General features: G+C 67.5%; 7 protein-coding genes and 2 pseudogenes. 7 read left to right on the top strand and 2 right to left on the bottom strand.

The window, feature by feature from the left end; translation table 11 throughout:
* The first annotated feature begins 60 nt into the window (after window positions 1-60).
* The 3 genes and pseudogenes from MPSD_RS10150 (at window position 61) to MPSD_RS10140 (ending at window position 2899) form a co-directional block, all read left to right on the top strand.
* The gene (locus tag MPSD_RS10150; RefSeq protein ID WP_020787960.1) at window positions 61-870 is read left to right on the top strand and encodes an enoyl-CoA hydratase/isomerase family protein; all 810 of its coding nucleotides are present in this window, start codon (window positions 61-63) and stop codon (window positions 868-870) included.
* A 40-nt stretch (window positions 871-910) separates the two neighbouring features.
* Window positions 911-1590 (top strand): annotated as a pseudogene (locus tag MPSD_RS10145) (DUF3000 domain-containing protein).
* 1 nt (window position 1591) lies between these two features.
* A complete protein-coding gene (locus MPSD_RS10140; protein ID WP_086085215.1) occupies window positions 1592-2899 on the top strand; it encodes a ribonuclease D in 1308 nt (435 codons plus the stop codon).
* On the opposite strand, the pseudogene MPSD_RS29150 reads toward MPSD_RS10140, so the two are convergent.
* Window positions 2896-3757 (bottom strand): annotated as a pseudogene (locus MPSD_RS29150) (transketolase C-terminal domain-containing protein); the annotation flags it as partial. The gene MPSD_RS10140 and the pseudogene MPSD_RS29150 sit on opposite strands and share 4 nt — an antisense overlap.
* Before the next feature lie 685 nt (window positions 3758-4442).
* Here MPSD_RS29150 and MPSD_RS10120 point away from each other — a divergent pair.
* Window positions 4443-7049: a PE family protein gene (locus tag MPSD_RS10120; RefSeq protein ID WP_119571723.1), complete on the top strand. Its 2607-nt coding sequence runs from the start codon at window positions 4443-4445 to the stop codon at window positions 7047-7049.
* A gap of 42 nt (window positions 7050-7091) precedes the next feature.
* Here the strand turns inward: MPSD_RS10120 and dxs are convergent, their stop codons facing one another.
* The gene (gene dxs / locus MPSD_RS10115; protein ID WP_012393811.1) at window positions 7092-9005 is read right to left on the bottom strand and encodes a 1-deoxy-D-xylulose-5-phosphate synthase; all 1914 of its coding nucleotides are present in this window, start codon (window positions 9003-9005) and stop codon (window positions 7092-7094) included.
* A gap of 203 nt (window positions 9006-9208) precedes the next feature.
* Here dxs and MPSD_RS10105 point away from each other — a divergent pair, with 203 nt between their 5' ends.
* Genes MPSD_RS10105 through MPSD_RS10095 form a run of 3 tightly spaced genes read left to right on the top strand, consistent with a single transcriptional unit; the run spans window position 9209 to window position 12322 of the window.
* The gene (locus tag MPSD_RS10105; RefSeq protein WP_012393810.1) at window positions 9209-9652 is read left to right on the top strand and encodes a CBS domain-containing protein; all 444 of its coding nucleotides are present in this window, start codon (window positions 9209-9211) and stop codon (window positions 9650-9652) included.
* Between the two features lie 55 nt (window positions 9653-9707).
* A complete protein-coding gene (locus MPSD_RS10100; protein WP_020787965.1) occupies window positions 9708-10997 on the top strand; it encodes an ArsB/NhaD family transporter in 1290 nt (429 codons plus the stop codon).
* Between the two features lie 38 nt (window positions 10998-11035).
* Complete coding sequence (locus MPSD_RS10095) at window positions 11036-12322, top strand: ArsB/NhaD family transporter (protein ID WP_012393808.1); 1287 nt, start codon at window positions 11036-11038, stop codon at window positions 12320-12322.
* The last annotated feature ends 4 nt before the right edge of the window (window positions 12323-12326 follow it).

Genomic DNA, 12326 nt, shown 5'->3' with positions numbered 1-12326 from the left:
GCCGCTGCGTAACATCACGACGGCAACCAGCTGGCAACCAGCAACGGTCAGGAGCGCCGCATGCCACTCACCTACCAAGATTTCCCCAGCCTTCGCTTCGAGCCGGGTGAGCACGGCGTGCTGAATCTGGTGCTGGACTCCCCCGGGCTGAATTCGGTCGGACCGCAGATGCACCGCGACCTCGCTGACGTCTGGCCGGTGATCGACCGTGACCCCGACGTGCGGGTGGTGCTGGTTCGTGGTGAGGGCAAAGCGTTTTCGTCCGGGGGCAGTTTTGAGCTCATCGACGAAACGATCGGCGACTACGAAGGCCGAATCCGCATCATGCGCGAGGCCCGTGACCTGGTGCTCAACCTGGTCAACCTCGACAAGCCGGTGGTTTCGGCGATTCGCGGCCCGGCCGTTGGCGCCGGTCTGGTGGTAGCGCTGCTCGCCGATATCTCGGCGGCAAGCGCAACCGCGAAAATCATCGACGGCCACACCAAGCTCGGGGTGGCGGCCGGTGACCACGCCGCGATCTGCTGGCCGCTGCTGGTCGGCATGGCCAAGGCCAAGTACTACCTACTCACCTGCGAGACACTGTCCGGCGAAGAAGCTGAACGCATCGGCCTGGTCTCGACGTGCGTCGATGACGATGAGGTGCTGCCCACCGCAACCCGGCTGGCCGAGAATCTGGCGCAGGGGGCGCAAAACGCGATCCGCTGGACCAAGCGTAGCCTCAATCACTGGTACCGGATGTTCGGGCCGACCTTCGAAACGTCGCTTGGCCTGGAGTTTCTCGGGTTCACCGGCCCCGATGTGCAGGAAGGCCTGGCCGCGCACCGGCAGAAGCGTCCCGCCCGGTTTACCGACCGCACCGAGGGGCCCTAGCCGGCGACGAAACGGCGCGCCTGTCCCCGCGTGTCGACCGATGGGTCTACCGTCGAATTCTGTGAACCGCGCCGACGATAAGACGGGGCGCAGCGATTGGGGGGCACCTCCCGCTTGCGGGGGAGAGGAGCGGCGCTTGTGACCTCAGCCGAACCGACCCCTTTCCGCGAGGCGGTAGCGGCGATGAACGCTGTCACCGTGCGGCCCGAGATTGAACTCGGCCCCATCCGCCCGCCACAGCGGCTGGCCCCGTACAGCTATGCCCTGGGGGCCGAAGTCAAGCATCCCGAGCTCGACATCGTGCCCGAACGATCCGAAGGCGACGCTTTCGGACGGCTGATTCTGCTCTATGACCCTGATGGTTCTGACGCGTGGGACGGCACCATTCGCCTGGTTGCCTACATTGAGGCCGATCTGGACTCGCACGAGGCGATCGATCCGCTGCTACCGGAAGTGGCGTGGAGTTGGCTGGTGGAGGCGCTGGAATCACGCACCGAACACGTGACCGCTCTCGGTGGCACCGTCACCGCCACCACATCGGTGCGCTACGGCGACATCTCCGGACCGCCGCGCGCCCATCAGCTCGAGCTACGAGCGTCGTGGACGGCGACCACACCCGATCTAGGCAGCCACGTCGAGGCGTTCTGCGCTGTCCTCGAGCACGCCGCGGGCCTGCCGCCGGCCGGGGTCGTCGACCTGGGCTCGAGGTCGCGCGCCTGATATGTGCTCAGCCCTATCTCCTGAGGGGAACGAACCGCCGGAGGGCACAGCACCCGAAGCCACTCCCCTGCTGAGCCCGGCGAGCGGGGTTCCGGAACTCTCCGTGACCGCCGGCCAGATCGAGGCGGCCGCGACACTCCTGGACCGCGGCAGCGGGCCCTTTGCCGTCGACGCCGAGCGCGCATCGGGCTTTCGTTACTCCAATCGGGCCTATCTGATCCAGATCCGGCGGGCCGGCGCCGGAACGGTGCTGATCGACCCGGTCAGCCACGGCGGTGACCCGCTGACCGTGCTGCAACCGCTGGCCGAAGTGCTGGCCAAAGACGAGTGGATCCTGCACTCGGCCGACCAGGACCTGCCCTGTCTGGCCGAGGTTGGGATGCGTCCGTCGGCGTTGTACGACACCGAACTGGCGGGGCGATTGGCCGGGTACGACCGGGTGAACCTGGCGACCATGGTCGAGCGGCTACTCGGCATGGGCCTGGTCAAAGGCCACGGCGCCGCCGACTGGTCCAAGCGTCCGCTGCCGTCGGACTGGCTCAACTACGCCGCGTTGGATGTGGAGTTGCTCATCGAGCTGCGCTCGGCGATCTCGGGGGTGCTGGCCGAGCAAGGTAAATTCGACTGGGCCGCGCAAGAATTCGAGTATCTGCGGACGTTCGAATCACGGTGGGTGCCGGCGACCGCCAAACCGGACCGCTGGCGGCGAACCTCGGGGATCCACAAAGTGCGTGACCGGCGAGGTCTGGCCGCCGTTCGCGAGTTGTGGATAACCAGAGATCGCATCGCCGAGCGTCGTGACATCGCGCCCCGCCGGATTCTGCCGGACTCGGCGATCATCGATGCCGCCCTCTCCGACCCGAAGTCGGTCGAAGACCTGGTGTCATTGCCGGTGTTCGGCGGGCGCAACCAGCGCCGTAACGCGACGATGTGGCTCGGGGCCCTCGACGTCGCGCGCAAGAGCCAGCATCCGCCGGAAGTGGCCGAACCCTCCAATGGGCCGCCCGTTCCGGCGCGGTGGAGCCGACGCAAACCCGAAGCTGCCGCGCGCCTGGAGGCCGCCCGCGCGGCGTTGTCCGAGGTGTCGGATTCGGTGGGAGTGCCGACGGAGAACCTGGTCACGCCCGAGCTGGTGCGGCGCCTGTGCTGGGACTGGGCACCGGTGGCCGCCGCCGAGATAACCAGCACCATCGATGAATTCTTGGCCACCGGGCAAGCCCGGGTCTGGCAGCGTGAGCTGGTGGTACCCGCCCTGGCCGCAGCGCTGGCCAATGCCGCCGAACCCGAGACCGAACCGGGCGCCCGCTAGTCGAGCTGTTCGGTGATCTCGGTTTCGACAACGCTGGAACCCAGCGCGACAACCCAGCCGGTGATGCGGCGGGCGACATCCTGGTCGGTGAGACCCAAGTCGGCCAACACCTCGCCACGCGACGCGTGATCGAAGAAATCCTGCGGCAGGCCCACATCGCGACACGGCAGGTCGATCTCGGCACGCCGCAGCGCTGCCGACACCGCTGACCCGGTCCCCCGGTTGACCCCGTTGCCTTCGAGGGTCACCAGCAGCTTGTGCGCCACCGCCAATTCGAGCACCGCGTCGGGGACGGGCAACACCCAGCGTGGGTCGACCACCGTCACCCCGATGCCCTGGTTGTGTAGCCGCTTGGCCACCGCCACCGCCAGCGCCATCGACGTCTCCGCGCCGCTCCAAAGCCGGAATATCGTCACCGACGTCACCTCTGGGGAATCATAAAGCCGTCGGACCATCACTGAACTCGAGCGCATCCCCCAGTTCCTCGCGCAACCGGGTGGCATCCCTGGGCGCGGCTACCCGCATTCCGGGGACGATGCCCAGCATCGACAAATCCCGCATGCCGTTGTGGGCCGGACCATCCGAACCGGTGATCCCTGCCCGGTCGAGCACCATGGTGACGGGCAGCTGGTGCAGCGCCACATCCATCCTCAACTGGTCGAATGCCCGGTTGAGGAACGTCGAATAGATCGCCACTACCGGGTGCATCCCACCCATCGCCAGCCCAGCTGCCGACGTGATCGCATGTTGCTCGGCAATGCCGACATCGAACAGGCGGTCCGGAAAGCGCTGCCCGAACGCCGTCAGCCCGGTCGGCCCCGGCATGGCCGCGGTGATGGCCACAAGGTGGCAACGGCGGTTCCGGCGTCGGCGCGGGCCTGGCCGGCGAAAACGGCGGCGCCGGAGCGGGCGGCACCAGCGCCGGAAGCCTAGGGCTGCCATCCCCAGCAGGGCCGGGGGACGTCGAGGCGCGGGTGAGCGAAGCCGTAGGACGGTGCGGCACATTTCGAATGTCGATAGACAAAGCGATTTATTTAGACGTGGTGAATTACAACTGCAGCAACCGCATCCGAATTAACTCCATAGAGAATTAATTTCCTGCCAGAAATTCAGCAGTGAATGACTTAAGAAAAGTGCTCAAATTAGTGGAAATAGCTACACATTGGAGTACATTCGTCCAATCTAATTCCCACCACATTCCATGTGAATGGCAAGCGAGGCAGATGTGTGGTTCCACGCCGAGAACTCCCTGCTGCTACACAGTAGCGCTGGTCGACAGCAGCGCAACCAGTCGCTGCGAGAGTCTGCCGAAGGGCCGGAAAAGAACTCTTTCTCATGTAATGGACGGCACGGTTCACAGCGAATTTCCGGTAGCCCGAGACATTGCCGACAACGAACCTTCGGTTCGAGACCGGGTGCGATCGCTGTCGCCCGACCGTGCGGAAACCATTCGGCCGTCCGGTGTTTTTCAGGGCGCGGTCAGCATTTGTCGACCGCGCTGCCTGAAGCCTGCGTTGTTGTTTGAGTTCGGAGGAGAAACCTGATGTCCTACCTAGCCATTGCACCGGAGATCGTGGCCGCCGCGGCCGCGGCTATGGACGGGATCGGCTCGGCCATCACCGCCGCCAATGCCGCCGCGGCGATCCCAACCAGCGCCATCGCGGCCGCGGCCGCCGATGAGATTTCGGCGGCCATCGCCGAACTGTTCGGCAACCACGCCCAGCAATATCAGGCCCTGAGCGCCCAAATGGCGCGGTTCCACGACCAGTTCGTGCGCAGCCTGTCCGGCGCAGCACAGACGTACGCCAGCGCCGAGGCCACCGGAGCCGCACCCCTGCAACCGGTGCTAGACCTGATCAACGGGCCCACCCAAGCACTGTTGGGACGCCCGCTGATCGGCAACGGCGCCAGCGGGGCCCTAGGCACCGGGCAGGCCGGCGGTGACGGGGGCCTGCTGATCGGCAACGGCGGCGCCGGCGGGGCCGCCGGACTGATCGGCTCCGGCGGCGCCGGCGGCATCGGCGGAACCGGCGCGGCCGGCGGAAAAGGCGGCAACGCCGTCCTCTTCGGCGCCGGAGGCAACGGCGGCATCGGCGGGACCGGAGCCGTTGGCGGGACCGGGGCGGCCGGCGGAGCCGGCGGCAACGGCGGGTTCCTCTTCGGCCACGGCGGTGACGGCGGCACCGGCGGCACCGGCGCCAGCGGCGTTGCTGGCGCCAACGGCGGTGCGGGCCAAACCGAACTAGCCGGAACCGACGGCGGTACCGGCGGCGTCGGCAGGGCCGGCGGCAAAGGCGGGCTGCTGTTCGGCGCCGGCGGCGAGGGCGGGGCCGGCGGCGCCGGCGGCACCGGTGGCGACGGGCTGCCCGCCACGACCGCTGGCGGCACTGGCGGCAACGCGGGCGACGGCGGCGAGGGCGGCGCTGGCGGTAACGCTGGAGCCGGCGGCGCGGGAGACCAAGGCGGCCTGTTCGGCAATGCGGGTACCACCGGCGCCGGCGGCGATGGCGGTAATGGCGGCAACGGCGGACTCGCAGGCAACGGCGGGGCCGGCGGCAACGGCGACGCTAGCAACCCCAACGGCGGGACCGGCGGCAACGGCGCCAACCCGGGAGCCGGCGGGGCCGGCGGCGCCGGCGGCAACGGGTCGCGCACCGGTGCACCCGGTACCACTGGCAACACCCCCACCACCGCGGCCGGCCACGGCGGCAAGGGCGGAGACGGCTTTAGTCCCGCCACCTCCGGTCAAGACGGCGGGTCTGGCGGCAAGGGCGGAGACGCCGGCCAATTCGGCAACGGTGGCAACGGCGGCAACGGCGGCAACGGAGCCGCCGGTGACGCGGCGGGCAGCGGCCACACCGGCGGCAACGGGGGCGCCGGCGGCGGCGGCGGTAACGCCGGTCAATTCGGTGAACCCGGCACGGGCGGATCCGGCGGGAACGGTGGCAAAGGCGGCGACGGCGCGGCCGGCGGCTTAGCCCAAGCCGGCGGAAACGGCGGCGAAGGCGGGGCCGGTGGCAACGCTGGCGCGGGAGGCCTGAGCGGCACCGGCGACAGCACCGGCAACGCCGGCACCGGCGGCAACGGCGGCCCCGGCGGCACCAACGGCACCGGCGGCAAGGGCGGCATCGGCGGCATCGGTGGCGACGGCCGCAACGGCAGTACCGGCGCCAACGGCGGCAACGGCGGGACAGGCGGCACTGGCGGAATCGGGGGTACCGCCGGGAGCGGCGGCACCGGGGGTAGCGCCGGCAACGCCGGCACCGGCGGCACCGGCGGCAATGGTGGCGCTGGTGACAGCGGCGCCTCTGGCGGCGCTGGCGGCGCTGGCGGCGAAGGCGGCGCCGGAATCGGCGGTAAAGACGGCGGTACCGGGGGCACTGGAGGCACTGGAGGTGCGGGCGTCGTCAGCGGCTTATCCGCCTTCCCCAGCGGCATCGGTGGCACCGGCGGAGCCGGCGGGCAGGGCGGCCAAGCAACCGGCGGCGGCAATGCCGGCGACGGCGGCACCGGCGGGCAGGGCGGAACAGGCGGGCAGGGCGCAACAAGCCCCTTCGAAGCCAGCTCCAGCGGCACCGGCGGGGCCGGCGGAGCCGGGGGGCTGGGCGGCCAAGCAGCCGACGGCGGCAATGCCGGCGACGGCGGCACCGGCGGGCAGGGCGGAACAGGCGGGCAGGGCGGAACAGGCGGGCAGGGCGCAGCAGCCCCCTCAGCCGCCAAGGCCGCCGGCAACGGCGGGGCCGGCGGCGACGGCGGGAACGGCGCCGACGCCAGCGGCGGCGGCAACGGCGGCGACGGCGGAAAGTCCGGCGGGGGCGGAACCGGCGGAACCGGCGGCAAGAGCTTAGGCAATCTACCCTCAGGTGACGGCGGAGTTGGAGGCAACGCCGGCACCGGCGGCAACGGTGGCAACGCAACCGATGGCGGTGCCGGCGGCAAAGGCGGAGACGGGGCCGCCGGCGGCACGGGCGGCAACGCCGGCGAGTTCCAGTCACTCCTCGGCATCGGCAAAGGCGGAGACGGCGGCGACGGCGGCACCGGCACACCCGTCGGGGCAGGCGGCCTGGCCGGTACCGGCGGTGCCGGCGGGTTTGGCATTTTCCCCGGCGGCCAGACCGGCCAGAATGGCACCGACGGCAAGGCCGGATGAACCCGTCCAGCCAACCGGGGCGGCAGCTAAGTCAGCGGAACCCTAGTCGAGATGTTCTTTGATCTCGGCTTCCGAAACGCAAGCACCCAGCGCGGCAACCCAACCGGTGACCCGGCGGGCCACGTCCTGATCGGTCAACCCCAGGTCGGCCAGCAGTTCACCGCGCGAGGCGTGCTCGAAGAACTGCTGCGGCAACCCCACATCGCGACAGGGCACGTCAATCTCGGCACGCCGCAGCGCAGCGGACACCGCTGACCCGACGCCACCGTTGACGCCGTTGTCCTCCAGCGTCACCACCAGCTTGTGTGCCACCGCCAGGTCGCCGATCCCATCGGCCACCGGCAACACCCAGCGAGGGTCGATCACCGTCACCCCGATCCCCTGGTTGTGCAGCCGTTTGGCCACCGCCAGCGCCATCGACGCCAATGCACCTACCGCTATCAGCAGCACGTCGTGGTTCAAGCCGCTAGCCGGCACAGCCAGCACATCCATGCCATCGCGCCGTTCCAGTGCCGGAATATCTTCGCCCACATCGCCTTTGGGGAACCGCAACGCCGTCGGTCCGTCATCGACGTCGAGCGCCTCGCCCAGTTCCTCGCGCAACCGGGTGGCATCCCTGGGTGCGGCTACCCGAATTCCGGGAACGATGCCCAGCATCGACAAATCCCACATGCCGTTGTGGCTCGGACCATCCGAACCGGTGATCCCGGCCCGGTCGAGCACCATGGTGACCGGCAGCTGGTGCAGCGCCACATCCATCATGATCTGGTCGAATGCGCGGTTCAGGAACGTCGAGTAGATCGCGACGACCGGATGCATTCCGCCCATCGCCAGCCCGGCCGCCGACGTCATCGCGTGTTGCTCGGCGATACCGACGTCGAACAGGCGGTCCGGGAACTGCTGGCCGAACGCGGTCAAACCGGTGGGGCCCGGCATGGCCGCGGTGATGGCCACGATGTCGCGGCGCTTGCCGGCGTATTCGATCAAGGCATCGGCGAACGTCGTCGTCCAGCCCGGGCCCGCCAGCTTGGTGGCCTGTCCGGTGGCCGGGTCGATCGGAACCGTGGAGTGCATCTGCTCGGCCACGTCGGCCTCGGCCGGGCCGTAACCCATGCCCTTGCGGGTGACCACGTGCACGATCACCGGGCCGCCGAAACCGCGGGCACTGCGCAACGCGACCTCTACCGCCCGCTCGTCGTGTCCGTCGACCGGGCCGACGTACTTCAACCCGAGGTCGGTGAACAGCAACTGCGGCGACAGGGAGTCCTTGATACCTGCCTTGACGCTGTGCATGAAGTGGTAACAGACTTCGCCGACCAGCGGCACCGCCCGCACCACGTCTCGGCCCTTCTCCAGCACCTGTTCGTAGGCCGGCTGCAACCGCAGCTTGGCCAGGTGGTCGGCGACCCCGCCGATGGTCGGCGCGTAGCTGCGGCCGTTGTCGTTGACGACGATGACCACCGGCCGGTGCGAGGCGGCGATGTTGTTCAGCGCTTCCCAACACATGCCGCCGGTGAGCGCGCCGTCGCCGACCACCGCAACCACATGCCGATTACGGAGCCCGCTCAGCTCGAACGCCTTGGACAGACCGTCGGCGTAGGACAGCGCCGCGCTGGCGTGGCTGGATTCCACCCAGTCGTGTTCGCTCTCGGCCCGGCACGGATAACCCGACAACCCGCCCTTCTTGCGCAGGCTCTCGAAGTCCTGGGCGCGGCCGGTCAGCATCTTGTGCACGTAGGCCTGGTGCCCTGTGTCGAAGATGATCGGATCGTGCGGCGAGTCGAACACCCGGTGCAAAGCCAGCGTCAGCTCCACGACCCCAAGATTCGGTCCCAGGTGTCCCCCGGTGGCGGCGACTTTGTGGACCAGAAACTCTCGGATTTCCTGAGCCAGCTCACGCAGCTGCGCCTGCGACAGGTGCTGCAGATCAGCGGGACCACGGATCTGTTGCAGCATCTCGCCAGTGTACGCAGCGCCTGCGCATCGGAGCCATCAATGACCTCCGCCGCCCATCGACCGGACGGCTTGATAGCGTCGGAGACCGGTGAGCCGGGAAGCCTGGTCGGCGTCTGATTGTCCTGCAAGCACTTACGACGCGAAAGAACACGATGGGTGCAAATGAGCTAACCCTGACCACACCGGCAACGTATGGTCACCATATGCGCGCCGAGGACATCGCCGAGGAGTATCCCGTAATCAGCATCGACTCAGACGCACTCGAGGCGGCACGCACGCTGGCCGAACACCGCCTGCCCGGGTTGCTGGTTACCAAGAAAACCGGCAGCCCTTACGCGGTGTTGCCGGCGTCGCAGGTGGTCCGATTCATCGTTCCCCGCTATGTCCAGGACGACCCATCGCTGGCCGGTGTGCTCAACGAATCGATGGCAGACCGCTGCGCGGAAAAACTGCGCGGCAAGAAGGTCAGCGATGTGTTGCCTGATCACCTCAATGACGTTCCGCCGGTCAATGCCGACGACACCATCATCGAGGTGGCCGCGCTGATGGCTCGGTTGCGCAGCCCGCTGCTCGCGGTGGTCAAGAACGGCAAGTTGCACGGGGTGATCACGGCATCGCGCCTTCTGGGAGCGGCGCTAAGGCCTTGATCTCAACGGATTCAGCGATAGACGGTCTGCGGGCAAAGACACAGGTAGCGACTCGATGAGCATTGTCGCGGTCGCCATCTTTGTGGTGGCCTATGCGCTGATCGCCAGCGAACGCGTCAACAAGACCCTGGTGGCGTTGGCCGGTGCCGCGATCGTGGTGATGCTGCCGGTCATCAATTCCGAGGACGTCTTCTATTCCCACGAGACCGGGGTCGACTGGGACGTCATCTTCTTGCTGCTCGGCATGATGATCATCGTCAGCGTGCTGCGTCAGACCGGTGTGTTCGAATACGTCGCGATCTGGGCGGCCAAGCGGGCCCGCGGCAAACCACTGCGGATCATGATCCTGTTGGTGATCGTCACCGCGGTCGCATCGGCGCTGCTGGACAACGTCACCACGGTGCTGCTGATCGCCCCGGTCACCCTGCTGGTGTGTGACCGGCTGGTGATCAACCCGGCGCCGTATCTGATGGCCGAAGCGTTCGCCTCCAACATCGGCGGCACCGCGACACTGGTCGGTGACCCGCCCAACATCGTCATCGCCAGCAAGGGCGGGCTGACGTTCAACGACTTCCTGGTCCACCTGGCTCCGATCGTGGTCATCGTGATGGCGGTGTTCATCCTGATGCTGCCGCGCCTGTTCCCCGGCTCATTCGAGGCCGACCCCGAGCGAGTCGCCGACGTGATGTCGCTGGAAGAGAAGGAGGCCATCCGCGACCACGGCCTGCTGATCAAGTGCGGCATCGTCCTGCTCCTGGTGTTCACGGCATTCGTCGCGAACTCCGCGCTGCACGTGAAGCCGTCCATGGTGGCGCTGATCGGTGCCGGCATCCTGGTGGTCGTCTCCCGGCTGGACCACTCCGACTATCTGTCCAGCGTCGAGTGGGACACGCTGCTGTTCTTCGTGGGTCTGTTCATCATGGTCGGTGCCCTGGTGAAAACCGGTGTGGTCACGCAGGTCGCGCAAATGGCGGTGACCGCGACCGGCGGCAACACCCTGCTGGCGACCATGGTGATCCTGGCCGCCTCGCTGGTGATCAGCGGCATCGTCAACAACGTTCCCTACGCGGCCACCATGACGCCGATCGTCGCCGAGTTGGTGCCGGTCCTGGGCGACAAGGGCAACCCGGACGTGTTGTGGTGGGCCCTTGCGCTGGGCACCGACTTCGGTGGCAACCTCACCGCGATCGGCGCCAGCGCCAACGTCATCGTCCTGGGCATCGCCAAGCGGGCCGACAATCCCATCTCCTTCTGGGAATTCACCCGTAAGGGCATCGTGGTCACCACGATGTCGCTGGTGCTGGCCGCCATCTACCTCTGGGTTCGCTACTTCGTACTGAGTTGACCCGTGCACACACCAGATAACGATTCATCGGAGACCCCGTGAGCGTCATTGCGATCGGGGTGTTCGTCGTCACCTACGCGCTCATCGCCAGCGACCGGGTCAGCAAGACCCGTGCGGCGCTGGTGGGTGCGGCGATCATGCTCGCGGTGGGCATCGTCGACTCCCACGACGTGTTCTACTCCCACGACACCGGAATCGACTGGGACGTCATCTTTCTGCTGCTGGGCATGATGATCATCGTCAGCGTGCTGCGCCAGACCGGCGTCTTTGAATACATCGCCATCTGGGCCGTCAAACGCGCCAATGGCTCCCCCACCCGCATCATGATTCTGCTGGTCCTGGTGATGGCGTTCGGTTCGGCCTTGTTGGACAACGTCACCACGGTGCTGCTGATCGCCCCCGTCACCCTGCTGGTGTGCGACCGGTTGGCGATCAACCCATCGCCGTTCTTGATGGCCGAGGTTTTCGCCGCCAACATCGGTGGCGCGGCAACACTGGTCGGCGACCCACCCAACATCATCATCGCCAGCCGAGCCGGACTGTCGTTCAACGACTTCCTGCTGAACATGGCCCCGGTCGTGCTCATCGTGCTGGTCATCTTCGTCGCACTGCTGCCCCGCTTGTTCGGCTCGGTCACCGTCGAGCCCGAACGGGTCTCCGACGTCATGTCGCTCAATGAGCGCGAAGCGATCAGTGACCGCAAATTGCTGATCAAGTGCGGCGTGGTGCTGCTGGCGGTGTTCGCGACCTTCATCGCCCATCCGGTGCTGCACATCCAGCCCTCGGTGGTGGCCCTGCTGGGCGCCGGCGTGCTGATCATCATCTCCGGACTGGGCGGCCGCGATTATCTGGCCAGCGTCGAGTGGGAAACGCTGCTGTTCTTCGCTGGGCTGTTCATCATGGTCGGGGCGCTGGTGAAGACCGGCGTCGTGGACAAACTCGCGCGCGCCTCGATCGAACTGACCGGCGGTAACGAACTATTCACCGTCTTGTTGATCATCGGGGTGTCGGCTCCGGTGTCGGGCATCATCGACAACATCCCCTACGTCGCCACCATGACGCCTATCGTCACCGAACTGGTCGCGGTGATGCCCGGTCAGGTCAACCCGGACGCGCTGTGGTGGGCGCTGGCCCTGGGTGCCGACTTCGGTGGCAACCTCACCGCCGTCGGAGCCAGCGCCAACGTCGTGATGCTGGGAATCGCCCGCCGGGCAGGCACTCCCATCTCATTCTGGGAATTCACCCGCAAAGGCATCGTGGTCACCACCATCTCACTGCTGGTGGCGGCGGCCTACCTGTGGCTGCGCTACTTCGTTTGGAGTTGACCCG

It is taken from the genome of Mycobacterium pseudoshottsii JCM 15466, assembly GCF_003584745.1.
Lineage (GTDB): Bacteria > Actinomycetota > Actinomycetes > Mycobacteriales > Mycobacteriaceae > Mycobacterium > Mycobacterium marinum.
The sequence above is the reverse complement of the archived record's forward strand: the minus strand, read 5'-3'. Positions and strand labels throughout refer to the sequence as shown.